A 26,748-nucleotide genomic window follows, 5' to 3' on the forward strand; every position below is an offset into this window, starting at 1 on the left:
CTCTTTCACGCGAACAAGACCTGCTGCTCGATGGGATTGCCGGGATACACCCAACCGGCGTAGAAGGATAAAAGCGGTCATCGCACAGCATGTGCGAGCAGTCGCGACACCATAAGGTTCCGCACACTGGTGTTAAACAAAGCTCGTTATTGCAGCTAAATGCAGTCACGCGGTGCTTCGGATGGCTGAAGAGGTTTCAGATATGAAAAGCAGGCGAGAGGTTATGCTGTCTTCATCAATCTGGTTTTCTGTCTTGGTGACCAGCGAGAACAAATAGAGATCGTGCATGTTGATATCACATCTTTGAGCTGTACAACCAGGCATTAATTTTCTGCAGTTATCCATAGATAAAAACAATAATATTCCACGTTCCACAAACCGAAAAATATAATTCCTGATTGGCAAGATAGTTAAAATAAGGCATGACAGCGTATTCATACCTGAACTTTATCATGCTTCAGTATTTTTCGTGAAATGGCGTTGGGCTACTGTAGCTTGCCACGACTATTTCATACTAACAGTAACCCTTACAGCAATGGCCTCACCAATATAATTAATAACCAGCACTGACAATAAATATCAATAATCAAACAGCAAACTCATTTACTTTCAGTTGTTTTTCTAATCTAAATCCCGATTTGGCTGGATTGAATATATAACCAGACCCAGAGACATTTGTCAGGCATGAGCAATCTTCATCTGCTTTCCTCAAGAACTTTCTAATATTTGACAATGAAACCGAAACGGTATTATCGCAGACAATACGATTAGTCCATACACTATGTAAAATTTCATCTTTTGAGATCAATCGCCCTACGTTATTTATCAAATAAATCAATACATCCCTGTCTTTTTTACCCAGTCTAGACTGTACCAACAATCCCCCCAATGCTTTGTATTCGACAATGCCATTTTGAAGATCAAAGGTAACTCCCTTATCTCTATTTACCATTTTTATATACATATCATTTCACCTCGACTAATACAGATTCACATATGCCTGATAACTAAGCAGCAATAATCCTATGTTTTAATCAAAATGTAGTGATGCTAAAATAATAAATTTATAAAAATAAAAAAGCCTTTCTTTTCAGTCGGTTGCACCATCCCTCTCTCATCTGTCATAGTAATTTCATTGTTCATTCATCACTCCGAATGCTCAGTAATAGGCAACCTTTTCAAAGGCCACCTCCTGTATTATTCAATTCTCAAAACCATGCAATAACGACTTAATTAATCTTATATCACTGCTATATAAAAAGAGTTCATGAGTATCCTCACATGACATAAAGAATACAATGCTGGTTAAATATAATGCTGGTTCGACGCAAATTTACATGAAAAGATATGATTTAATAGGGGGTTAATTTAGATCAATCTATTATCCGATAGCTATGTAGCTATTTGCCAGATCATCGCAGAGAGTTGTCACCAACTTTAATAACTGTATTTTTACGTTACCGCCTCTGATTATCTCAGGAACCGACATTAGATATGTCTACCAGTCACTTGATAGCTTTATTTACCATAACGTATCAAGCCAGATTTAAACTAGACATAACTTGATATTTATTGTCAAGCTGGCATATATTTAACAGCATTATCAACAACCACTAACAAGTGAATATAAAACCAAGAAATATTCCACAACAATAAATATTCAGATGACAATCAAAGCAACTTCTTACATCCTGCTTATTTTGCTTTATAAACATCTCCATCTGTTTTAAAACTACGCAACTAATAAACGGTTAAGATTTGTGTCAAGGTTTATAGTGAGACACCTCACTTAAAATTTTCTATAATTAATGGATTAGATAAACTAATTAATGCTGAAGCTGTGATGAGCGATGCCTCACTATTGAGAACAAATAATATACAGGGTGCTTGAATAAGAGTATTGCAACTATAGTAATGTTACTTATAGAATCACTAAAAGTACGGCTACCGTAGATAGAGGTCTAAGGATTATCTTTCACTGGATGAGAGCCTTGTTTATAACGTAAAATTTAATCATTGGTGGTTTTGCATGCTGGACTACAACCCCGTCTCAGGTGACGTCACATGGAACTCAGAAGTGATTGCTCGATTAAGCAAAAGCGAGATACTGATTTTTTCCGCTTTACTAAAAAAATTAAATCAGTTTTCCAGTAAAGAGGAACTGATTGAAGAAGGGTGGCCTAACAAGTTTGTCTCTCCCAATTCATTGGCAGTTGCTATAAAAAACATCAGAAAAGTACTACAAGAAACTGATGGGGCTTTTACGATAGAAACCGTTCACCGGAGAGGTTATATACTTCATGGCGCAGCAGACAAGATCCAATCTAGCATGATTGCTCTGCAACTTCCTTGTGACTCGTCAAAAAATAAAAATGAGATAAATACAGAGAATAAAGCAACCGAATCAAGTTCAGATGAAGTAGATGAGGCCATTATTGATATGGCCAAAATTAACGCAAAGATCATAGCGCAAGAAAATCATGCCAGTTATTTTAAAAAAATATTTTTCAAAACACTATTCTCGCTGTATTGCGTAGCGATCCTGTCATTAGGTATCATGTATTTCTTTTCTTCAGGTGAGCTTTACTGCTATCAGTTAAGTGAAAAAACAAAGATATGTGGCGTTTTTGAGCTAAATAAAAGCAAGCAAAAGTCAATATCTGACAATATACAAAAGAAATCTGGTCTTTATCTTTATGGATATGACAACAATGATCAAGACATTAAAGTTCATAGCGTTGACTAGTTTCATAGCCCTCCATACTTATATTATTATTCCGGTTATCAATGGTATGGGGTGCAATTATAACTCAGAGGCAAATGATGTAAAGATGAAATATATAAGCACATGTCGATTCGGCATTGTAGAAACAATCGCATGGAACAAGATTAGTGGAGAGAAAAAACTTTTTAAAGGAATCTTGGCAAAAAAGAAAGACGATTTGTTTTTTTTTGTAGTTTATTCAAAAGAACTATCCGAACCTATATTCGATTTTGATGATGGTCTAAATGTAAGGTTTACCGATGCTCATATATACTCGGCGAAGCAAATTCATGCGGGGCAATACGATTGGGTTCTTCTAAGAAACCCATCGTATCGTGTTTACAAGGTAAATATGGCTGGCAAGTTGGGATTTTGGTAATGCTATTCTTGCTAGCCAATAATATTAAGTAGCATAGTTTTTAATTTTATATCGATTGACGCCTTCTTTATCGGCTTAGAGCCAATTTTTTATGTAGCTTAACATGGCCTCTTCTTTCATTGGTTTTGAGAAATAGTACCCTTGCACATATTTTACCCCCAAGTTTTTCAACACCCAAAGCTCGTCTTCTTCTTCAACACCCTCAGCGATAACGTACATACCCGCTTCGTTCGCATAAGTTAATATGGAGTTCAAAAGGCGCTGCATGGATAGTGAGTTATTAATGCCAGACACTAGATTCTTATCAATCTTGATTGCATCAAAAGCCCCCATACTTAGTGTAGAAAAAAAGGCATAGCCAGTACCAAAGTCATCAAGGTAAACTTCTACTCCGAGTTCTTTTATTTGGCCAACCGCATTAATGAACACTGACTGCTCAACGATTGGTACCGACTCAGTAACTTCTAAATTTAATGAACCTCGTGGCAATTTACATTCTATGAGCACCTTTTCCATTAAGTTTCTAATTATCCCACAATTGAAGATGATCTGAGAGGGAGATATGTTGACTGTAACGGGATAACCTGACTTTAGAATAAAATTTGCTGCGCATTGTACCATAAGTTCAAACAGTGCATTCATATGGCCATAATCTTCAGCCCACTGAATTATATCAACCGTGCTAAAATTAGGATGTCGCAGTAATGCTTCAAATGACTTTATTCTCCCCTGCTCAATATCGTGTAGCGGCTGGAATACCGCATAGCATTCCCCCAACATTAACTCTATATTAAATCTTCTTTGCAAATAAAATGTCTCATGATTTTTTCGGTAGTCCATCTTTTCTTCAAAATACACTGGCGCACGATCATGGGAGCATTTGGCTGCATACATGGCCATATCCGCTTTATCAAGCAACTCTTCTACTGCAACTGCTTGATGGGGATAAGCGCTAACTCCAATAGAAATACCAATTGAAAATGTGCGCTCGCCTAGTGCGATGGGCTGCGTTATTTTTTCGATTAGTTCCTGACAACGCGGCAGGGCTACACTTTTCTCACCAGGAATAACAAAAGCAAACTCATCACCACCAAGGCGTGCGACAGGGCTATTCATACCTAAGATTGATGACATTCTTGCTGAAGATATCTTTAATACAAGGTCACCGGCAGCGTGTCCCATAAAATCATTAATTTCTTTAAATTTATCAAGGTCTGCATATGCGACCAGAAACTCTTCATTGGTGTTACATTTTTCACTTAATACGCTCCTGAATCCCTCTCTGTTAAGCAAGCCAGTCAAAGGGTCTATTAGCTTACTTTTTCTAAGCTCATCTACCGTTTTCTGCAGCGCATGTATAATGTGTGTTTCTTTCTTCCGCATTATCAAGATAATGCTGGTACTAATGCATATACTGTAAAATAAAATGAAGTCATAAAGAGATAAATCCAAAGCTACATTTACAGCAGCGCAAAAAGCTGAGACCAACGCCGCAATAACAATTCTCACATAGGGTCTGGATTTAATAAAAAGACAAATAAATGATGCCATCAAGATTAATGCGAACGTTTCCTTTGATAAGGTATGAAAAAACTCATTTACTATAAAAAAAACAATTGATGACAGTGACACCAATAAACAAAAGTTCATCATCTTCAGGTTTTTGTTGTCAGGAATGAATTGCTCTGACAAAAAAAGATATGATGTAAAAAAGGTAAACGCCATTAGGTTTGCGGAAAACAGCTGATATACCAATTTTTCTGAGGAACTAGGGAAAACCAGGACAGATACACTTGCAATAAGAGTACATAAGGCTCCACCAAAATGGAGCCATAAAAATGATAGCACTTCATTGTCTTTTGAAAACAGAGATATTGATGATTGCCAAAAATTCAACACAAATAGAAAGCCAATGATAAATACAGTGTTATTGACGGCATACATTATCAATGATGACCAATAAGACCCCATTCCCATAGGATAATTTTGGCTACTAAAATAGAGTAAGTTGAACCCTATTACTGTCATGAAAATTGATATTAGTGAGATTGTCTTATCTATGCAGCGACCAAATGCCCATAGAAAAAAAACCAGATAAGCATTAGGTGCCCAGATAATGCTATATTCAGAATGATGATGCCCATCATTTTTCAATGTATGGAATACATCTTGATAAATCATATTACAGAGTGTTAATGTACACAATGCAATAACAAGTGTAGTATTCTTGATGGCACTCATAACATGACCTTATAGGAGACATCATCCAGATTTTTTGCTAAATGAGCAGTTGAAATATAATCGCCCATCAATGCAAAAAATGGTGTCCGACAAGCTATATCCAGATCTGTCTGACTTTGCACTCTATCTAATATGAGTTGCATTGCCAGTTTTTCTTTAACATAGAAGCAGGTATCAATAAAGTGATTAACTTCCGCCAAATTAGATGGAGGTGGTCCTAACCTGACATATTTAAATAGTTCTTTAACCACCTGAAAATCTCTGGGTTCGTTATCTTTCCAGTTATACCCACCCAGACAAACCATATGGCCACTATCGACTATTTTAAATAGTGACTTTTGCCACTCCTTATCATTTTTATGATATGGTAAATTCAAGTCAAGAATCAACTCTATCTTTTGAGAGCGCAGACTATCCATTAATGCTATTAGCTGGCTAGATATTTTTGGTAATACTCGTGGTTCAGCCTTAAAAAATAACTGACATGGCCGACGTCCAGCTTGATGATATGCCTTGCAACACTCTTCAAGAAGTGACATTTGTACACAGGTGATCATCAAAAGCAAATCGTGATCACAGGAATGATAGAATGAAGCTGCCTCCATACTGAGTGGTCTAAAATAGAAACCAGCCATTCTTTTTTTAGGGTCTTTGCTATAAATATCTTGTACAAATAATCGAGTATAGCTATTCCACCACTCAATATCATCCTCACCGATGTTCCAACTGTTATCCTGTTCCATTTCATCCCCAATCTGACCGGTCTATGATGTTTCAAATTTGGCAGATTGAGATTTTAAGTTGAACCATCAAAAAGATGATGATTAATAAAATAATAAAAAACCACTCATCAAGACAGGTGATGGTAACATAACATATTGATTTAATTTGATTTTATGGATAAACATTACAAATGACCAAATCTCCAAAAATGATCTTTTTACAACGTGAAGTTTAATTCGTCAGGCTCTATTTTTAGAGCCACATATATTACAACTCGGCAACCAGCCTCTGATAGCTTTCATATTTGCACTTCTGCACGGGGGTGGTTTTATAACCATTCCAAGCTCAACGAGCTGTAGTATATGGATATTACTCTTGTTGTTCAGTAGTGATGGCGTGAATAACCGACAGTGCAAAATTGAGGGGATAATGGTGATCACATCACCACTATCCCCAGTTAGTTCCATTCAATCGGTATCGTTCCGGGAAACAAGGCCTCCTCAACGACGTATGCACGCTACCTGGCTAGGCTGTGTGTCACCGAATCCACCAACGAGACCTGTGTGCATATAGACGGCGGCATGTGCACTAACAGCAAGAGGGTCGTACGTCTCACTCGTCCAATAGTCATCGAAAGAGCCACCACACTTGTTAGCCAGTGGCCATCCATGAACATGACACAAGGCATAATTCTCACCAGAAGAAGGAGATATCTCGACAAACAATGCCTGCAATTCAGCTACCGTCGGTAGACGGCGTCCGATGCTATTGCAGTAGTTGTCGGCATCCAGCCAATTCATGGTGGCCGGATCCGGCTTGAGGAATCTCGTTATCATCAATTCTGTAAAGCTGACCGTTGCCGCTTTTTGCACGGTATCGCTATTTTTCGCATATAGCGTCACCTCCACATCCTCAACCACGCTGTTGCGCAGTGACACGATCACCTCACCAACGTCATTGGTAGTGGTCGTCCATGGCGACTCGTTATCGAACGTGGCGGTGCCCTTGTCAGCACTGAACTGCACAGTGATCGGCACATTTGCCAGAACCGACCCAGCAAGGTCTTTGAATTTGGCCACTATTGTGTTCAAGGCCTTATTATTGGCGGGCTGATTATTGGTCCCCACGGCTAATGTATCTAGCACCGGAAAGAGTGCGAAGTTGGCATCACTGGTCATGCCCGTGTCACCAGAATTGGCTTCAGCCCTTGCCGTCACGGCGACCGTCTCAGCCCGGGTGTTGATGAGGGTCACTGTTGCCAGACCATTACTGTCGGTCACACTTGTCGCTGCGCCCAAGGTTGCCGTGGTGCTGCCATGCGACCATACCACGCTAGCGCCCTGCATGGGGTTCCCCTCGATATCATGCACAGTCGCAGTCAGCAGGTCAGCGCTGACGTTATCCGCAGGCTGATTGTCAGTGGTGGTCACCAGCTGGGCCACTCTCGCGGTGGCAGGGTTGGCGGCCAGAGTCACCTGCAGTGATGGAGGAAGAGTGGTCAAGGGAGCGCCATCCAGCTGTGGCGTCAGGGTGACAACGCCAGACTTGGTCCCCGTCAGGATGTACTCATAGATGCCATTGCCCCGGTCGTTTTCCATCAGGGAGATAACATCTGTATCCACACCGCTATAACCTAGCTCCACCCGATCACTGATGCCGATTACCGGTGTTTGATTGTCGTCTTTGAGGGTCAGCGTCAAAACTGCGTTATCAACCCCATCCGCCACTATGGTGGACTTGTCGACACTGAAGGTGGATTTGGCGGGGTCTGGCCGCCCCTGCACCACCGCAGAGAGCGAACTGCTTGTCTCGACCCCCTCGGACGGATCGGTCACCGCCGGATTGGTGGCCGGGATGACCGCAAAGCGAAGCTGTTTGCCACGCTCGGCATCGGTCAACAGATAGCGATCACCTCTGGCGAGTTCGATGTCACTATTATTCAGCCAGCGCAATACACTGCCCTGTTCCTCGTCGGTATCTAGGTCATTAAAGGTATATGTTCCCAGCAGGGTATCCCCCACCAAGGGCGCCGCCGGGCCAGTCAGTGTCACGCCAGATGCCACTGGCGCACGCCCCTGCACCGACAGGGTGTTGGCACTTTCGGCCATTGCTCCTGTCGTTTGCCACAGCACCATCCACAGTGCCAGATATGACAAATAACGAGATATCACCTTCATTCAAACACTCTCCGGTTTACGACAGCACCATCACCTGCTGTAACTAGCCAGCCTCGCCATTTTTACAGGCCAAGCTGATTAAAATGGTGGGCGCCCGCGGGCGCCCTGTATTACTGATTGATGTGCCCACCTCACCTTCCCTGGCAAGGCAGGAGAACCCGTTATCCATCCGATAACCATCAACCTCTTGCTGCGGGCGATGGTCCGGATATCATGCCCATCCAGCCGGGGCTGGTGATGGCTTTACTTCTTGGTGACATCAACCCGCAGCTTGCGCTTCTGATCATCCTTGCTTGGGGTGTAGGTTTCACTGACAGCCCCAGGAATGTTGATGTAGTTGCCACCTGCACCATCCTCAATTTGCCATGTGTAGTTGTAATCACTCGCCACCCCAACCCCACCGGCACTGGTAGTGACCTTGGCCCTGAGTTCGGTCGAGACAATCGGATTGCCAGCAAGCGCAGCGTCAGTGGCCGCAATGACGATCTCGACGGCATCCACCTCATTGGGATCAACCACATCAACAGAACCATCGCCATCAGGAGAACCCCCCGCCGCCGCAACTTCATTCCCCTGATAAGGGTCTGTCGTGGTTGCATCGGTTTGCGGAATAACTCCTGCTGTGATTTGGGTACCAAGATCTGCCAAAGTCAGGGAATAACTATCACCGGTTACCCCCATATCAATGCCATCGCGATACCACTTGTACTCACTCGGTGCTTGAGCATCCATATCCGGATCATCAAAACCTTGTTCTTCAATTTTGAGGCTGTCACCTACATCCACTCGACCGTTGTTGTTGACATCGACATAGTTGAATGACACTCCAGTCAACGTTGGGGGTCGCCCCTTCACAGTATCGGTTGGAGCCGATGTCAGCGCGCTGGCGCCACTGGCTACGCCCCACATTACCATTGCGATCGATACCGCGATTTTTTGCTTTCTCATCACTTGCTCTCTTCCTTTTGGCTACAAAAAATGACTTACATGGCGTCGATAAACGCCACTCCAGATGCTCACAGCGCCGCAACAATGACGCGCACCCGTTTCTTCTGATCCTCTCGCACGGGTAAATAGGTCACACTGGTCGCCCCAGCGATATCCACAAAACGTCCAGTACCGACCTCCTCCTCGATCTGCCACTGCCAGGTCAGTCCTGTGCGGCACGCGCTCGAGCCGCAGTCAGGCACGGCCGTCAGTACAGACCCCACCTCAGGAAAGCCGTTAACCAGCCCGGTAATCGTCACTCCCATCAAGCTCGCGAGGTAATTCACACTGCTAGCCGGCCCCGTGTTGCCGCTCTTGTCGGTAGCCGTGGCAGTAATGGTGCCACTCCCCTGCACCGTCGGGGCTTCCAGGCTGTAGTTGCCATCCACGTCCGCGGTCGTGGTGCTGGTCGTGCCATCCGGCCAGGTAATGGTCACCGTGCTGTCCGGTTCAGCCTTGCCACTGACCTCCGGCTTGTTGTCGCTATTGCGATCCGTCACAACCAAGGTCGGAGCCCCAGGTGCCGTTGAGTCGGTGTAGTTCACGCTGGTAGCCGGCCCCGTGTTGCCGCGCTTGTCTGTAGCCGTGGCGGTGATGGTGCCACTCCCCTGCGCCGTCGGGGCTTCCAGGCTGTAGTTGCCATCCTCATCTGCAGTCGTGGTGCTGGTCGTGCCATCCGGCCAGGTAATGGTCACCGTGCTGCCCGGTTCAGCCTTGCCACTGACCTCCGGCTTGTTGTCACTATTGCGATCCGTCGCAACCAAGGTCGGAGCGCCAGGTGCCGTTGAGTCGGTGTAGTTCACGCTGGTAGCCGGCCCCGTGTTGCCGTGCTTGTCTGTAGCCGTGGCGGTGATGGTGCCACTACCCTGCGCCGTCGGGGCTTCCAGGCTGTAGTTGCCATCCTCATCTGCAGTTGTGGTGCTGGTCGTGCCATCCGGCCAGGTAATGGTCACCGTACATTCCGGTTCCGCTTTACCAGTGGCCTCTGGCTTGTCGTCACCATTGCTGTCGGTCACTGTCAACGTCGGGGCCCCCGGCACAGTTGCATCATCAATAAACTCAAACTCCATGCTGTCATTCGCCACATGCCCACTCGGGAAGGTGACCTCTACATCCAGGCGATACCGAGTGCCGGGGTTGGGTTGCCCAGGCGCAACCAGCTCACGCCCCGTCAGTACCTGTGCAGGCCCCTGAAATGTCAGGCGATAGCGGTACTGGTAACCATCGCGGTCCGCTTCTACATCCCCCTCAATACTCTCAATCGGGATCCCATTTCGCGCTTTGGCAGGCTTCTGACGGGGGTCAACCACCCCCCAGTCAACGTGGTAGTGAGCACCGGGGCGAAGTTGAACAAAGTGTTCTGCCAACTGAATAGCGGGTTGCAGCCCAGAGTCTTCCGAGACGACAACAACCCCTTCCGCGATGGCTTCATGGCCATCAATGTCGGTGACGATGGCAACGATCGGATATTGATTGGATTGGCCAATGCGATAGATGGGCAAGACCGGAAGTGTAAGGGAACGTTTGTCCTGCCCAACCGTATCGGCAGGGCCAAGTCCACTGAGCCCCAGGATCTCGCCAAACCACTGGATGGAGGCTATCTGGCGGGAATGCTGAATGTTGAGCGTCAAGGTCAGGGCTTGCCCCTCTCCCGCAGAATACTGGTCGTTGAGAGAGGCCTTGAGGAGTACCTTGTCGCGATACTCGAGCACCATGTCATTGTTACGCTCAACCAGATCGTGGCGCATACCTGCCAGCGACTTGTCGACACGGGACGGATTCAGCATGTCCGAGAGCGTAGCCCCCAGCTTCCACTCCAGCCCCAGCGTAAAACGGGTGTCATGTTGCCTGCCGCTCGCTTCAACTTGCTCGACATCCATCTTGAGTAACGGGAAGGGGTTATAGTGCAGACCGGCAGTGATGGCATGCGGATCGCGCTCAAGCTGATCTGCGCCCAGCAAGTCAACCCGCTCCCCCAAATACTGCTCGGCAGTGAGCGATGCGCTCCATTGCGGATAGGCCGGCAGATAGGCCTCAAGACGCACATCCATACCGCGTGCTGCGCGCTCTTCCATACCCTCAAACCGTGGGGAGTCACGCCAACTGCTCAGTGGTGTATAAAAGTTGGCACCCAACTTGAGATAGTCACGCCACGCCTCAGCCCCGACTCCCGCACGCCAGTGCCGGTTGGTCAGGTCATAATCAGCAAACAGGTTGTAGCCCAGCATCCAGCGGTCTAGGAAATGACGCTGGCCCACCCCCAGGTTGGCAATGGTGCGCGCCTGCCCATTTCGGCGTAGACCAAACTGGGTAAACAGCAGGGTCTGCTGCTCTTCCGCAAGCGGCAACAAGAGATCCGCCTCGGCAGTGACCATATTGAAATCGTCATCCAGTGTCACCCGGGTTCTGGCTGTGCCCATCGTCCCCAGCAAGGATGCTGCATAGGCATTGGCCTCCTCTTCAAAATGGGTGACCAGTTGCTGACGCCAATACTGCTTCTCTTGTTCTGACCCATGATGCGGTGCAGTCGCATCCTGTGTAACGCTCTGCGCGGAAGGTGGTAGATGCCGCAGACTTCGTTTAAACCCCTTAACCAATTCACTGTGGTTTTCCTGATCTGCCGGCATCTCTGACTCGGCAGGTGAAAACAGCTGCCCCAAGCGGGCAGCCTGCTCGGCAACCTTCTGCTCGACATCCACAGGGGTTGGCGTAGGCGCCGTCAAATGCAGTGGATTGGCACCTGACAGCGCAGGTAAAACGGACGCACGCGGTAAATTGATAGTGTCACCTACCGGCAAATGAGGGGCGTTTAGCGCCAGGTTGCCATTTAATGCCAACAGTTGGTGAGGTGTTGTGCCAAACTGGCGTGAGACAGAACCAAGCGTATCTCCCTTTGCGATCTGATAGCGGATAAGTTCAGGTTGCTTGGCTGCGGGCATGGAGAGTTGCCCAGCCGCATAAGCCACAGGAAATAATGCCTGCTGTCCTAAAAAGAGATAAGTCCAGACGCTTTGATGGACTTTACTTGGTGTGAAACTCATAAATAGACCCTTGAGTATATCTTTAGCGGCAGGACTATATATGAGGGGCTGCATTTGAGATCTATATATTAAATTTTAAAGTCACAATAAATAAATAATAAATGTAATTAATTTAAATAACCCACCTTGGTATCAGCTTGATACATATAGCATTTCTCTTTATATCAGCCATAAACACAAACAAAACAGACCTCATTGAGCTCTATTGCATCAGGCATGCTCATTTAACTGGAATTCAGAAAACGTGACAAGCATCACAATTAAATCTATTTATAATACAGCTTGAGTTCAGGTTTGCTGCGATGTCAGTCCATGAGCACCCCTGTTCCCCTAATACATTTTAAAGTTCAAAAAACATCCACCAACAAAGAATCTTAATTTTTATCAGCATCCTACTTCACCTTGGTATATTTCTGTGTCACCACCGCTCGAACATTGTTCCACTCTGGCAAACGTTTCCGATTAAACAGTACATCAGCTGTGATTTACTCGCGGAACAGAAACTTCATAAGCAAAGCACGAATAATTTTCGTGCCTCCTATGAAAAGAGAGTGCATCGCCATAAATAGAAAAGAGGTCGACACCTCTTCATATTAAAATAATAAATTAATGTTATGCCAATTGGTTATTTTCTTTCTTCATTTACGACATCAGTGCTAAAAAAAACAGTACCACTCCTCCATAAAATTCAATTAAGGCTAAAAAAAAGCCATTTTTGTGAGTCAGGTAGCGCTATTGATTTTTTTTAGTCACACCAGTGGAATCGTTTACACTACTGTTGCGCCAACCACATTAATTAATCGGCATTTTATTGTTCTGTCTGCCGTCAGCATTAATTACTCCCCTCTTTCAGAGGCCAAAGGTAGAGAAATGGAAAAGATCTGCAAGATAAGTGGTCGACGCACGGAAATGCTCGTTAACCTGACGCAAGGAGCTGAAATTATCTATTGGGGCAACAAGTTAACATTGACGCCCCCGGAGCGCTGCCTATCCCTTGATCGGCCAGTGCCTTTTGGCCGACTGGATTGCGATGTCCCGTTAACTTTGTTTCCGGACTCCGGTTCGGGCGTCTTTAGCTCCCCTGCATTGGAAGGGCATAGAAATGGTCAGGATTGGTCTCCGGTCTTCACTATTCAGTCTGTCGAGCACGACGAACATTCCCTACGCCTTGTCAGTCATGATCCTGTCGCTCGCCTGTGTCTCTTGACTGAACTCACCATAGATCCTCTTTCTGACATTGTCGCCGTGCGCCATACCCTGAACAATGAAAGCGAGGAGCCCTTCACGGTAAACAGGCTCGCGACAACATTGCCATTACCCATGCGCGCCATTGAGTGTTTGTCATTCTACGGGCGTTGGGTTAATGAGTTCCAACAGCATCGACATATCCTGATGCACGGTGGATTCCAGCAAGAGAACCGCCGTGGTCGTACGTCTCACGAACACTACCCGGCGCTCATCATCGGCACCAAAGGATTTGATGAACAGCACGGAGAAGTATGGGGAGCTCATCTGGCCTGGAGCGGTAATCATCGAATGCGAGTTGATGTAAAGGCTGATGGTCGTCGTTTCTTGCAGGCCGAAGCACTCTACTACCCGGGGGAAATTTGCCTGCAAAAAGATGAACGCATCACGACCCCCTGGCTCTATGCAACCTATTGTGCTGATGGCCTGAATGGCATGAGCCATCAATTTCACCAGTTTGTGCGTGAGCACATCCTGACCTTTCCGCAGCGACGCAACTATCAGACATGCCGACCGGTACATCTCAACACATGGGAAGGTATCTACTTTGAGCATGATCCAGACTACATCATGTGTATGGCCACTGAGGCAGCCAAGATGGGGGTGGAGCGCTTCATCATTGATGATGGCTGGTTCAAGGGCCGCTGCAATGATAGGGCGGCACTGGGTGACTGGTACCTGGATAAGCAGAAATATCCTGATGGTTTGCAGCCGGTTATCGAACATGTCAAAGCCATGGGCATGGAATTTGGCATCTGGGTTGAACCAGAAATGATCAGCAAAGATTCTGATCTATATCGCCAACACCCCGACTGGCTGATGGAACTCGATGGCTATGAGCAACCAACAGGTCGCAACCAATATCTGATCGACCTGCAGAATCCTGATGCCTTTGCCTACTTGTTGGAACGTCTTGATGACCTGCTGAGCCGCTATGATATTGCCTATCTCAAGTGGGACATGAACCGTGAAACGGTCCAGCCTGCTCACCACGGACAAGCTTGCCAAACACGCCAGGTACAAAATGTCTATCGACTGATGGACGAGCTTAAAACAAGGCATCCACATATCGAGATTGAATCATGTGCTGCCGGTGGTGGCCGTATCGATTATGAGATCCTAAAGCGAGTGCAACGTTTCTGGCCATCTGATAACAATGACGCACTCAAACGTCAGGAGATCCAGAGCGGGTTTAGCTATTTTTTCCCGCCTGAAGTGATGGGCTCTCATATTGGCGCTCGACATTGCCATGCCACTCGCAGAGTATCCGACATCGACTTCCGCGGGATCACAGCCTTGTTTGGACATATGGGAATAGAGCTCGATCCGGTCAAAGAGTCGGACGAAGAGAAAGCTGGCTTTGCAAAATACATCGCATTGCATAAGCAGTATAGAAACCTGCTTCATAGCGGAATCACCTACCGTATTGAAAGCGACGATCAACAAGCTCAAAAAATCCATGCCGTCATAACTCCTGATGCCAAGCATGCATTAGTGATGGTTGCACAGCTAGATATGCCTACATATGCCCACAGCGGCACTTTACGGATACCGGGATTAATCGCGCAAACACAATATCGCGTCAACGTCATCGCGCATCCGAATAACTTTCATAATGGCCTGGTTAACAAGCAACCCGTCTGGAGCCTTGCTGGTATCGTATCAAGCGGCGAATGGCTGCGCCAAGTAGGTCTGGCAATGCCAATTCTTGATCCAACTACGGCCATCTTGATCGATATATCAGCGTTATAAATTGACAGTTTAATTATCTCGATTCACAAATAATCAGAGCGAAACGGCCATTGAATTATGGCCGTCCTCGATGTCATCGACATGATTAAAAACCGGCCAAGATAACCCTTTGGGTTTTCATTATATTTAGACTAAATCTTCATTATTTCACGTTATTGTATTAATCAAGAAAAATCACACATGACACTCACAATAAGGATGAAACTTTATGAGTATAAGCAATGTCGCCAAACTTTCCTATGGTATAGGAGCCCTTGGTAAAGATTTGGCATGTTCGATAATTTACATTTATTTAATGTATTACTATACCGATGTCGTTGGCCTTGAAGCTGCATTCGTAGGCACTTTATTTTTAGTCGCCAGAATTTGGGATACGTTCAACGACCCCATCATGGGTATGATTGTTGATAATACTCGCAGTCGCTATGGTAAGTTCAGACCATGGATCGTTATTGGTACCCTGATAAATTCAGTCGTGATGGTAGCTGTTTTCTTCACCCATGAGTTTGAAGGAACCGCACTATACATTTATACAGCTATCAGTTATATCCTCTGGGGAATGACATATACAATCATGGATATTCCCTACTGGTCGTTCATTCCCGCGCTAACCAGCAATAAGAAAGAGCGAGAGCAGATTGTGGTGATCCCTCGCCTGTTTGCAAGCTTTGCCTGGTTTGTTATGGGAGCCTTTGGCATGAAAGCTATCGATATTTTGGGTGATGGCGATAGTGGTGCCGGCTTCGCCAAGGTATCGATGATTATTGCGCTAATATTCATTTTGAGTGCTTTGCTGACCGTATGGAAAGTAAAAGAAGATAGCGCTATTGCGACCAAGGTGTCTGAGAAGATCAACTTTAAAGATGTAAAAGCGATTATCTTCCAAAATGATCAACTAAAGGCTTTGATAGGTATTGTGTTGTGCTTTAACTTGGCAATGCAGTTAGCCGGTAGTTTTGCTATCTACTACTTCACTTATGCGATGGGCGATAAAGATATGTTCGCCGTCTTCATGGGATTTGCGGGCTCTGCCGAGATCATCGGACTGGTGTTATTCCCACTGATCGTCAGCAAACTATCTCGCCCCATGATTTGGCGCCTTGCTTGTGTTTTCCCACTGATGAGTTATGTCATCTTGCTGCTTACCGGTCATTTTATGCCAGAGAATACACTACTGATCGGAATGGCAGGAGCCGCAATGAAGTTGGGCTCAGGCTTTGCCTTGGCGATGTCAACTCTTATGCTGGCAGATGTGGTTGATTACGGTGAATACAAGATGGGCATGCGCAGTGAAAGTGTCGTCTTCTCGGTGCAAACCATGCTGGTGAAAGCTGCCAGTGCATTTGCCGGCTTCCTGACTGGTATTGGGCTAACAATAGTTGGCTATGTCCCAAATACTTTGCAAAGCGAAGGCACTGTGCTGGGAATGCAGGTCTTGATGTTAGGCATTCCGAGTCTGCTAATTTTTCTGAGCTATCTGATTTATAAATCAAGTTATAAGCTCAATGGTAAATTTCACGATGAGATACTGGCCGCACTGGGTCGAGTTTGAATATAGAGAAAAACAAGTTGCAAGAAATAAGTGAGTTCGTCATTTAGGTTCTCACTGATAGTCGCATCATTTTCACATTAATAGCTCTAGGTTACCTGGTGAAATAGGTCGTGCCTTTTATTCTCTTAACGATGCAAAGAAAATCCATTTAATATTGACAAGTAAGGAAAATACATGAAACTAAAAAAATCAAACTGCTTCAGTCTGCTTTTATTAGCGATGCTGCCTTTGTCTTCTCAGGCTGCATTTGAAAATTTCACAACTATTGGATATGCCAAGTGGGGCAATATAAACACGAATAACGATGAACGTAATGGGGGTAAAGGAGAACTGGATGCTGTACTACGAGCCCAGGAGGGGTATGGCAACTATCGTCTTGGTAATGAGATGAACTGGTGGGAGTTGGGTTTCAAGGCTGACTTGTGGCGGCAAGAGGAGGCTTACTTCGATTTCACATATTATATTGGCAGTGGCGACAAGTGGAGCGATGTCGGTACATTACAGGTCTGGTCTTCTGCTCATAATATATTGCCAAGTTTGCCTGGCGCGGTAGTCTGGGCCGGGGAGCGATTCTATCAGCGCCATGAAGTTCACATGATCGATGTCAAGTATTGGGATGTCTCTAACAAGGGCTTTGGTATTGAAAATATTGACGTTAGCGGCACCAAGCTTCATCTCGCCTATTTCACCCCGGAGAGCAGTTATAATGCCCTTGGTGAAAATGGGGCCTACCATGACGAGATCCGTTCGTTACACCATTTTGATGTTCGACTATCCGATATAAATATAAGTAGTGGTGCTCATATAACGCTCGGTTTGAACTATGTATTCGCCCAGAATGATCATTTCGAACAGTTTGATAACAAAGGTTATCCAAATCAGGATATCACGGATAGCGGTGCAATGCTGAGCATGCTATACCAGCAGAAGTGGGCTCTAGGTAGTAATACGCTCGCTATGCAGTATGGTATCGATGGATTGGCTGGCGGTTTGATGAGTGCCGAGGGAGCCTCAGCAGTAAAATATGCGATTGGAGTCGACCATGATGGCAGTAGTTTCCGCGTTATAAACCATGGCGATCTCTTTTTTAATGACAAGTGGAGTGCTCTTTATTCAATAGCTTATCAAAGCCTGGAGCTTGATAATGAGTACGGCAGTGACTGGTTCAGTGCTGGTATGCGTCCGCAATATAGTTGGAATGACTTTACAGCAACGGCTCTTGAAATTGGTTACGAGCGCGTCAAGGCTCAAAATGGTTCAGGTGTGAACAACTTCTCCAAGGTAACGTTGGCACAAATGTTCCAAGCTGGCCGCTCTGTCTGGGCTCGACCAACCCTGCGTTTATTTGCCACCTACACCGAACTGGATAATGAGTGGAGTCGTCAAGGCGATGTGTATGGCAAACCTGTTAAGTTGACTGGCGATAAAGCCGGTAGTCAAAACGAAGCGACTTTCGGCTTTAATATCGAAGTATGGTGGTAAATATATTGACTAAAAAATGTCGCCATACTAAATACTAGTATTGCGTTATCTATGCACAATGCCAGTCAGTTATATATGACTGGCATTGTTATTAGTTGGCTGTATGTGACACGACATATACCTGAGTCGTGTTTACAATGATTCATTACGAAAACTCTGTGCCTCTAGGCTATATCTCATACTGATGTTATTGATAGGCATGGTTGCACGATAGTGACAGTTCTATATAAATATCTTTAATAAAGAGCGTGATAAATATTTCTCTGTGAGGAAGCCTGCAATATTTTTTGGTAACCTCCGATAAAAATATAGCAAAACCGTTCTGATGAGGTTAAGTAATCAACACTTCCCTAAGGGAAACATCATGGCTCATTTTTTACAAACTTGATTTTTATGAGATAGCTTCTACACCAGAAAATAACGAGTTTGTTATCTCCATCAGATGAGATATCCAGCTTGGTGAACTCGAATCTTCTCCATGAATCTAACCTGGTGTAGAAAGTATGTTTATAACACGCCATAAAATAGAAGCGCCGGATGATACCCGGCGCTTCATCATGATGGTCTGGCAGGCTTCACTTAATAAAGGGTGCAGCCCCAACGGTAACTACGCTCAAGCAGTTGATACTCGGGACGCACGCTCTGGCTCCAGGAGTCATCCCCGCCCACCCCCATGTGGGCGCCATCGAGACAGACCCACAACCCCTCTTCGGCCACCAGATCGCTCTGGTGACGAGCAGCGGCCAGCTGTTGCTGACTGAAGCGGCTGGCACTGAAATGGAAGCAGCCGTTTACTGTCGTGCTACCCAGCTGCAACTGGCGGGTATCGCAGCGCAAGCCGTTGTCGCTCGGGAAGATGTAAGGGGTATGCATGGCCTCCAGCGGCAAACTCCAGCGCCCCAGATCGGCGCCCAGCAGGCGATCCGGATAGTTTTCGTGCGGGCCACGCCCCAGCCATTCGGCTCGCGCTGGCACCTCGGCCAGATGAAGCAGCAGGCCAATCCGCGGCAGCGACGGCAGCACCTGTGCCAGCTCGGTCTCTATCTCCAGGCTCATGGCGCCATCGTCGGTAAAGCGGTGATGCCAGTGACTCACCAGCAGCAGCTCATCGCGGTGGAAGTAGCCATGGCTGACCCGGATATCCCCTCCAGCGACCGCAATCCCCAAACAGCGATGTTGCCACTGACCGAGACCACAGCCCTGCCAGCGGGCAATCCAGGAGTTGGGGTCAGCGTGATCCGCTTCGCTGGTGCCGATGTCGTTGTCGAGCGGAGCCCGGTAGAAATGATCCATGATCGGCGCCAGCAACTGCTCCTGCCCCGATTTTTGCCAACTGGTGATGCGGCCGCTCTGCTTGTCGAGCCGCCACTGACTGTTTGCGGTGGTGACCCGCCAGCTATCCGGCTGCTCGCTCAGGGTGGCGGCAGCGGCGGGAGCAGGCAGAGCAAGGGGGGTCGGCAGGGTGAACTGCTGACGGGCGACCTTGTGATCCGCCTGCGACCAGGGGGTAGCCTGCGGCTGAACGATGGCCAGATCGAGCCAGGCCAGTGAGCCTGCCGCAAAGGCGGGCAGTGTCTCGCTCAGGGTCAACTCGACCACCCCCTGTGGCGCCAGATCAAGGGAGAACTCCCCCTGCTGCTGCACATGGCCGTTCTCACACAACAGCCAGCAAAGCCGCTCGTTGTCGGTTTCCCGAAACAGGTATTCGCTCTCGATCCGCACCCGCAGCGGGGTGTGCTCGAGCAGGGCAAAGCGGAACGGCTGTTGGGCGCGCTTAGCCTCGCACGGGGCGGGATGGGGGGTGCGATCCGGGAACAGCAGACCGTTGCAGCAGAACTGGCGATCGTTTTGCACATCACCAAAATCGCCGCCATAGCCCCAGTAGTGGCGGCCATCTGCGGTGTATTTGTCGAGCCCCTGATCGACCCAATCCCAGACAAACCCGCCTTGCAGACGTGGATGATCGCGAAACGCCTGCCAATAGTGGGCATAACCCCCCAGACTGTTGCCCATGGCGTGGGCATATTCGCAGAGGATCAACGGCCGGTGCTCGCCGGGCAGGCCGATCCACTTGGCCAGCGCCCACTTTGGCACCGCCGGGAAGGGTTGATCCTGATGGGTTCTGGCATACATGGGGCAGATGATGTCGGTGGCCGGGGTATCGGCCCCGCCCCCCTCGTACTGCACCGGACGGCTCGGGTCGCTGCGCTTGATCCAGCCATACATGGCATCGTGGGCCGGGCCGTAACCCGACTCGTTGCCCAGCGACCAGATGATGATGGAGGGGTGGTTGAAATCCCGCGCCACCATGCGGGTCGCCCGCTCCAGAAAGGCGTTGCTCCAGGCAGGATCCCGCGCCAGCCGCCCCATGGGGGTCATGCCGTGAGTCTCCAGATTCGCCTCGTCCACCACATAGAGACCGAGCCGATCGCAGAGGCGATAGAAGTCGGGGTGGTTGGGATAGTGGGAGCAGCGCACCGCATTGAAGTTGTGCCGCTTCATCAGCAGCAGATCCCGCTCCATGGTGGCACGATCGATGGCATAACCCCTGGCGGGGTGGTGTTCATGGCGGTTGGCACCACGGATCAGCAGCGGCTGACCGTTGACCCGCAGCAGGCCGCCACAGATCTCCACCACCCTAAAGCCCACATCGCACGCCTCGCTCTCGATGGCCTGACCCTGTTCGTCCAGCAGGGTCAGGGTCAGACGATAGAGATGGGGCGTCTCGGCGCTCCACTTGCGCGGCGCAGCCACATCGAGCCAGAACTCGGCGCGATCGTCATACGCCCCTTTTTCATCAATGGCTTGGGTGCCGATCGGCTGGCGCAGGGTCGCGACCCGCTCGCCACCGTCATAGAGATTGGCCTCCACCGACAGACCGGCCCCATTAGCCACTTGCAGGGCAATCTTGAGACGACCATCCCGATAGCAGGCATCCAGCTCGGGGGTCACCCGCATATCCATCAGATGGCGGGACGGTTTGTGCAACAGGCTGACGGAGCGGAAGATCCCCGACAGCCACCACATATCCTGATCTTCCAGATAGGATCCGTCGGACCAGCGCAGCACCAGCACCGCCAGCCGGTTGCGACCGCTCTGCAGATATGGGGTCAGATCGAATTCGGCGGGCAGCCGGCTGTCCTGGGAGTAACCGACCCAGCGACCGTTGCAGAAGAGGTGGAAGGCACTGCTCACCCCGTCGAAGATGATCCGGCTCTGTCCGCTTGCCAGCCAGTTGGCGGGCAGTTCGAACTCGCGGGAGTAGCAGCCAGTAGGATTCTCTGCTGGCACTCGGGGCGGATCGCAGGGAAAGGGGTACTTGATATTGGTGTAGATGGGGCCATCGGTGAGCGGCCGCGCAGCTGGATAGGCGGCATCCAGCTGCCAGTTGCCCGGCACTGTAATGGGGCAAGCATCCACCAGATCCTGCGACAGCCAGCTCTCGGGCACCAATTCGGGAGCGGCAAAGAAGGAGAAGCGCCACTCGCCATCGAGCAAGAGACGGGAGGAAGAGGCCAGATCCCCCCTGGCATCCGCTTCGCTGCGCCAGCTGAACATGGGGGTATGAGTGGGTAAACGATTAACACTGGTCACAGCCTGTGTTTGCCAATCGGCACGACAAATGATTTGGTGTAACGCCATACTGTTATTCATCTTTTATAACCTTTTTCAAATCTCTGATTACAAAATGGTCGGTTAGTAACTAGCGGCTTTTTTTAAAACCATCGTTCTACCCTTTAACAGCCCAAGTGTTCCCATTCCCGAGAGGGTAAAGACAGAAATAAAGGTGAAAGTTGCGGCAATAATGCCCAATACCAAGTAGGTTTCACGAAAGCCCATCACCTCATACATAGATCCAGCCCACACAGACATAAACATGGTTGCTAGCTGCTTGAAGAACTGATAGCCAATCAACCAGATAGTCGCACTAAAGCGAACATCAAATTCACTAGTGATGTACTTGAATGTACCGACCAACAGGAATGGAACTTCCAACATATGTAGAGTTTTCAGCAAAATGACATGGCTAACTGTCTCGGCGAATGAGGAGCCGATGATTCGAATAGACATGATGGCCCCAGCGATTAGCAGGGCATTTTTTCCGCCAATTCGATTCACAATCAGTGGGGCAAAAAACATGATGCTGGCGTTCAGTAACTCCCCCATCGTAGTGACATAACCAAAGTAACGAGTACCTTCTTCTTTTGTATCAAATAATGCGGTAAAAAAATTCGCGAATTGCTGATCAAATACGTCATAGGTACATGCCACCCCGACGACATAGAGGGTGAAGAACCAGAATTTTGGTTGTTTTAACAATCCCATTGCCAGTTTTACGCTAAACCCTTTCTGATTGGCGCCAATACTATCTAGCACTTCACTGGTGCTACCACGACCAGGGTTGATAAAATAGAATAAAACCGCCATTACAACAGCAAAAGCAGACCCCACCCAGAACACGAACTCATTGTTGATGGTAAACATGATCCCTACAATAGAGGCACAAAGGGCCCAGCCTATTGCGCCAAACATCCTTGCTCGGCCAAACTCGAACTGACTGGAGCGACTCACCTTCTCAACATAAGCCTCTATGGCTGGAGCCCCGCCTGCAAATACAAAACCGATGTACATGCCCCCTACGATAGAACCGAGATAGATGTTCAATTTCAGCAATGGTGCCAATACATAAAGAAAGAAGGGCGCGAAGAATACCAGTAGTCCAATGATTATCCAGAGCAAATGCTTTTTCAGCCCTAACTTGTCAGAAATCAGCCCAAATACTGGCTGAAATAGAAGTGCAAATAAAGAAATAGTGCCGAAGACAATTCCAGTTTCAGCCTTGCTGATATCATTGACATCATGCAGCCAAATCGGGAAAAATGGAAAATAAGCTCCCATTATAAAAAAGTAAAGAAAAAATATGGCACCGAACATTACCATATTCCTATTCAATCCAAACAATCTTTCTATACTCATCAAATATCCATCCATTGTCCATAATAAACCATTGACTTGAGAGAATGTCCTCAGACTGCCCTCGCCTCATGACAAGATTACGAACTAATTACGATGGATATTGTGACGTAACACACATCGATGTAAACGATTACACCAGCACCATATGGAAGTATATAAAAAAGAGACCCCACTAGCACAATCAAATAATAAATTTCTGATTATAAAAATAATAAAATATGGAAAATTAAAGCAGCTTCATTAATAGAATCGAAATTATGTAGATGGAGGTTATAGAGATAGCGACCTGATCTCATCAGGTCATTAAGCAGACCATGGTGATAACTGCTCCCCCTACGATGGTGGCCAAGATGATTAGACCACTACAAACCCGTTGGTGATGGGGGGGCAGGGACGCTCCCATGATGCAGACTCGATAGAGGGTAGTGGTGATCAGATCACCGAGTCCTCAGTTAGTTTCATTCAAGCTGCATCAATTTGGGCAACAATGCTCCCTTTCAACATATAACTGGGACAGTGCCTTCAGTTACCCGCGCGCGCCGCCAGTACCCGCTCCACCGTATCGACGATGGCCTGAGTCTGGGGATCGATCTCGATATTGGTCTGCCAGCCAGCCTTGACCCAACCCAGGTTGGTGCGGGCCAGGGTCTCGGGGATCAAGTGAACGCAAAACTCCCGCTCGCGCACCTCACCTATGGTCAGGCTGATGCCGTCGATGCCGATGTATCCCTTGGTCAGCACATATTTCATCAGCTCGGGAGCAAGGCGATACCACACCTGACGGTTGTTGGGTGTGTCGATCACCGAGGTAACCTCTGCCATGCCAATGATGTGGCCAGACATGACATGACCGCCGATCTCGTCACCAAAGCGGGCGGCCCGCTCCACATTGACCTTGTCCCCCACCTGCAACAAGCCGAGATTGGTGAGACGCAGGGTCTCCTGCATCAGATCAAAGCTGACGAGCTCACCCTCGACCCGGGTGACGGTCAAACAGCAGCCGTTGTGGGCGACCGAGGCACCGAGGGCCAACCCTTCCCCCCACTCCCGGCTGGGCATGCGGATCACATGGGTACGGAAGTTGGGTTGCTCTTCGATGGCCACCAGTTCGGCGGTCCCCTGCACTATGCCAGTGAACATCTCTCGTCTCCTGCTACTGCAAAAAGGGCAGGTTAACCTCGGGCAGAGGGTGAGACAAGGGTACAGGCTGACAAGCTTGCGCCCGATCGCTATAGTGACGCCGTTCACATCCGGGTAAACAAGGAAAAAGAAATGCAGGTATATCAATGTTGTGAAGCGATCCGTATCGCCTATAACCAGATTGGCTCCGGCGAGCAGGGCTATGTGCCAAACGCCATCGCCGCCACCATCCGAGCCCTCAACGCGGTCGCCGCCGATGAGCGGGTACCCGCCGAACTGCGCGAGCAGGCTGCCTATGCCGCTGCCAACCTGCTGATCAGCGATCACGAAGACGCCTGATCCTGCCCCCCGGGGTGGCAACTATTTCGTCCTGGCTGAATTTCAGGCTAGAATGCCTCCCCCACCCTTTGCACTTTCGTCCGAAAGTGCAAAGGCTCTTCCCGATTTCCGCTCTTTTTTACTCTTATCTGATCCACTCGGAGGTGTCAGTGCAACGTTATTGGTCCGAGGCGAAGCAGCTCGTCCGTCTAGCCAGCCCCATTCTGGTCGCCCAGGTGGCCCAGGTCGCCATGAACTTCGTCGATACCGTGATGGCGGGTCAGGTGAGTGCAGTCGATCTGGCAGCCGTGTCGGTGGCGTCCAGCTTCTGGCTACCGGTGATCCTGCTGGTGCAGGGGATCATCATGGCGCTCACCCCCATCGTCTCCCAGCTCAATGGCGCCCGTAAACGCGAAGCCATTCGCCCGGCCGTCCATCAGGGTTTCTGGCTGGCACTGATCGTCACCCCGCTGGCGATGATCGCCCTCTATTACAGCCCGCTGGCGTTGCAGTTTATGGATGTGGAATCGGTGATGGCTGCCAAGACCACTGGTTATCTGCACGCCATCCTGTGGGGCCTGCCTGCCTTCGTGATGTTCCAGGTGCTGCGCAACTTCAGTGAGGGGCTCTCCCACACCATGCCTACCATGGTGATCGGCTTTGTCGGGCTGGCGGTCAATATTCCCGCCAACTACATCTTCATTCACGGCCACTTCGGCATGCCGAAACTGGGCGGTGTGGGTTGTGGCGTGGCTACTGCCATCGTGCTGTGGGCCATGCTGCTGGCGATGATCCTCTATGTGAAGCTCTCCCGTCACTTCACCGAGATCCGGCTTTTCTCCCAGCTGGCTCGCCCCAACGGCAGCCGGATCTGGCGACTGTTTCGCTTGGGCTTCCCCATCGCCATGGCGATCTTCTGCGAAGTGACCCTGTTTACCGTGGTAGCCCTGATGCTGGCTCCTTTCGGTGCCGAGACGGTGGCGAGCCACCAGATTGCGCTCAACTTCTCCAGCCTGGTCTTTATGCTACCCCTCTCCATCGGGGTGGGTGTCACCATCCGGGTTGGCCACAGCATAGGTGAAGGGCAGCCCCATCACGCTCGGGTAGCGGCTCGCACCGGCTTGATGCTGGGGATGGCCATTGCCGCGGCCACTGCCGCCATGACGGTGCTACTGCGCGAGCAGATCGCCTCGATCTATACCGATGATCAGCAGGTGATCGTCCTGGCGGCCATTTTGCTGTTCTTCGCCGCCATTTATCAAATCTCCGACTCGGTGCAGGTGGTCGCGGCCGCCGCACTACGCGGTTACAAGGATACCCAGGCGATTTTCTACGTCACCATCGTCGCCTACTGGGGACTGGGGCTGCCCACCGGCATGATCCTGGGTCTGACCGACTGGCTGGTGCCGCGGATGGGGCCGCAGGGCTTCTGGATCGGCTTTATCGTCGGCCTCACCAGTGCGGCCCTGATGCTGGGGGCGAGATTGCGCTACATCTATGGCCGTTTTGCCACTCCGGAAGCCTGCACTACCCTGTCGCGATCTCAGTAACAGGGCTTGGCGAGCGACAACTCGCCTGCAAAATCAACAGGCTGCGCAAGAACTGGGCAAACAGTCTCCTTTGTGCATATGGCCTGTTGACAGCCTTGGGGGGCATGGGTAGTATGCCGACCACGTCAGCAGCGCTGGCGTAGTGAAGTAAGAGAAAGTGGGTTTATAGCTCAGTTGGTTAGAGCACTACCTTGACATGGTAGGGGTCGTTGGTTCGAATCCAATTAAACCCACCACTTTTTCTGTGATGCGTCCTTAGCTCAGCTGGTTAGAGCACCACCTTGACATGGTGGGGGTCGGTGGTTCGAATCCACTAGGACGCACCATCACAGATTGCTGTTATGCGTCCTTAGCTCAGCTGGTTAGAGCATCACCTTGACATGGTGGGGGTCGGTGGTTCGAATCCACTAGGACGCACCA

Annotated in this window: 16 protein-coding genes, 3 tRNA genes and 1 pseudogene; 11 read left to right on the top strand and 9 right to left on the bottom strand. The window is 48.6% G+C overall.

What is annotated here, in order from left to right:
* Positions 1–55: 55 nt before the first annotated feature.
* Positions 56–327: pseudogene (locus G5253_RS16335) on the top strand (hypothetical protein); the annotation flags it as partial.
* A 259-nt stretch (positions 328–586) separates the two neighbouring features.
* On the opposite strand, the gene G5253_RS16340 reads toward G5253_RS16335, so the two are convergent.
* Positions 587–964, bottom strand: coding sequence for a winged helix-turn-helix domain-containing protein (locus tag G5253_RS16340; RefSeq protein WP_216953524.1), 378 nt, complete (start codon positions 962–964; stop codon positions 587–589).
* A gap of 1,065 nt (positions 965–2,029) precedes the next feature.
* Here G5253_RS16340 and G5253_RS16345 point away from each other — a divergent pair.
* Positions 2,030–2,746 carry a winged helix-turn-helix domain-containing protein gene (locus tag G5253_RS16345; RefSeq protein WP_266135052.1) on the top strand — a complete coding sequence of 239 codons (717 nt, stop codon included), beginning with the start codon at positions 2,030–2,032 and terminating at the stop codon, positions 2,744–2,746.
* A gap of 85 nt (positions 2,747–2,831) precedes the next feature.
* Positions 2,832–3,143, top strand: a complete 312-nt coding sequence (locus tag G5253_RS16350; RefSeq protein ID WP_266135053.1) for a hypothetical protein — start codon at positions 2,832–2,834, stop codon at positions 3,141–3,143.
* 75 nt (positions 3,144–3,218) lie between these two features.
* Here G5253_RS16350 and G5253_RS16355 read toward each other — a convergent pair whose 3' ends face one another.
* From G5253_RS16355 to G5253_RS16375, 5 genes are all read right to left on the bottom strand, one after another.
* Positions 3,219–5,384, bottom strand: a complete 2,166-nt coding sequence (locus G5253_RS16355; RefSeq protein WP_266135054.1) for a putative bifunctional diguanylate cyclase/phosphodiesterase — start codon at positions 5,382–5,384, stop codon at positions 3,219–3,221.
* A complete protein-coding gene (locus G5253_RS16360) occupies positions 5,381–6,127 on the bottom strand; it encodes a hypothetical protein (protein ID WP_266135055.1) in 747 nt (248 codons plus the stop codon). Before G5253_RS16360 ends, G5253_RS16355 begins: the two co-directional genes overlap by 4 nt.
* Before the next feature lie 480 nt (positions 6,128–6,607).
* Positions 6,608–8,284, bottom strand: coding sequence for an Ig-like domain-containing protein (locus G5253_RS16365; RefSeq protein WP_266135056.1), 1,677 nt, complete (start codon positions 8,282–8,284; stop codon positions 6,608–6,610).
* Between the two features lie 243 nt (positions 8,285–8,527).
* A complete protein-coding gene (locus tag G5253_RS16370) occupies positions 8,528–9,232 on the bottom strand; it encodes a ZirU family protein (RefSeq protein WP_227342788.1) in 705 nt (234 codons plus the stop codon).
* Between the two features lie 68 nt (positions 9,233–9,300).
* The gene (locus tag G5253_RS16375) at positions 9,301–12,366 is read right to left on the bottom strand and encodes an inverse autotransporter beta domain-containing protein (RefSeq protein ID WP_323137691.1); all 3,066 of its coding nucleotides are present in this window, start codon (positions 12,364–12,366) and stop codon (positions 9,301–9,303) included.
* A gap of 816 nt (positions 12,367–13,182) precedes the next feature.
* Between G5253_RS16375 and G5253_RS16380 the strand changes: the two genes are divergently transcribed.
* From G5253_RS16380 to G5253_RS16390, 3 genes are all read left to right on the top strand, one after another.
* Positions 13,183–15,309, top strand: a complete 2,127-nt coding sequence (locus G5253_RS16380) for an alpha-galactosidase (RefSeq protein WP_227342784.1) — start codon at positions 13,183–13,185, stop codon at positions 15,307–15,309.
* A gap of 208 nt (positions 15,310–15,517) precedes the next feature.
* Positions 15,518–16,861, top strand: coding sequence for a melibiose:sodium transporter MelB (gene melB / locus G5253_RS16385; protein ID WP_227342782.1), 1,344 nt, complete (start codon positions 15,518–15,520; stop codon positions 16,859–16,861).
* 174 nt (positions 16,862–17,035) lie between these two features.
* On the top strand, positions 17,036–18,343 hold the full coding sequence (locus tag G5253_RS16390) for a carbohydrate porin (protein WP_266135057.1): 1,308 nt from the start codon (positions 17,036–17,038) through the stop codon (positions 18,341–18,343).
* A gap of 579 nt (positions 18,344–18,922) precedes the next feature.
* Here G5253_RS16390 and G5253_RS16395 read toward each other — a convergent pair.
* The 3 genes from G5253_RS16395 to G5253_RS16405 form a co-directional block, all read right to left on the bottom strand.
* Complete coding sequence (locus G5253_RS16395) at positions 18,923–21,985, bottom strand: beta-galactosidase (protein WP_266135058.1); 3,063 nt, start codon at positions 21,983–21,985, stop codon at positions 18,923–18,925.
* A 54-nt stretch (positions 21,986–22,039) separates the two neighbouring features.
* Positions 22,040–23,320 (bottom strand): MFS transporter, encoded by a 1,281-nt coding sequence (locus tag G5253_RS16400; protein ID WP_323137692.1) that lies wholly within the window; start codon positions 23,318–23,320, stop codon positions 22,040–22,042.
* A gap of 522 nt (positions 23,321–23,842) precedes the next feature.
* Positions 23,843–24,460: a riboflavin synthase subunit alpha gene (locus tag G5253_RS16405; protein ID WP_266135059.1), complete on the bottom strand. Its 618-nt coding sequence runs from the start codon at positions 24,458–24,460 to the stop codon at positions 23,843–23,845.
* A gap of 132 nt (positions 24,461–24,592) precedes the next feature.
* On the opposite strand from G5253_RS16405, the gene G5253_RS16410 reads away from it, so the two are divergent.
* From G5253_RS16410 to G5253_RS16430, 5 genes are all read left to right on the top strand, one after another.
* Entirely contained in the window at positions 24,593–24,799 is a 207-nt protein-coding gene (locus tag G5253_RS16410; protein WP_005345813.1) for a YaeP family protein, read from the top strand.
* A gap of 149 nt (positions 24,800–24,948) precedes the next feature.
* Positions 24,949–26,328 (top strand): MATE family efflux transporter, encoded by a 1,380-nt coding sequence (locus G5253_RS16415; protein WP_266135060.1) that lies wholly within the window; start codon positions 24,949–24,951, stop codon positions 26,326–26,328.
* Positions 26,329–26,487: 159 nt separating this feature from the next.
* Positions 26,488–26,564, top strand: a tRNA-Val gene (locus tag G5253_RS16420).
* A 13-nt stretch (positions 26,565–26,577) separates the two neighbouring features.
* Positions 26,578–26,654, top strand: a tRNA-Val gene (locus tag G5253_RS16425).
* Between the two features lie 17 nt (positions 26,655–26,671).
* Positions 26,672–26,748, top strand: a tRNA-Val gene (locus G5253_RS16430).

It is taken from the genome of Aeromonas sp. 602658, assembly GCF_049173005.1.
Taxonomy (GTDB): domain Bacteria; phylum Pseudomonadota; class Gammaproteobacteria; order Enterobacterales; family Aeromonadaceae; genus Aeromonas; species Aeromonas veronii_A.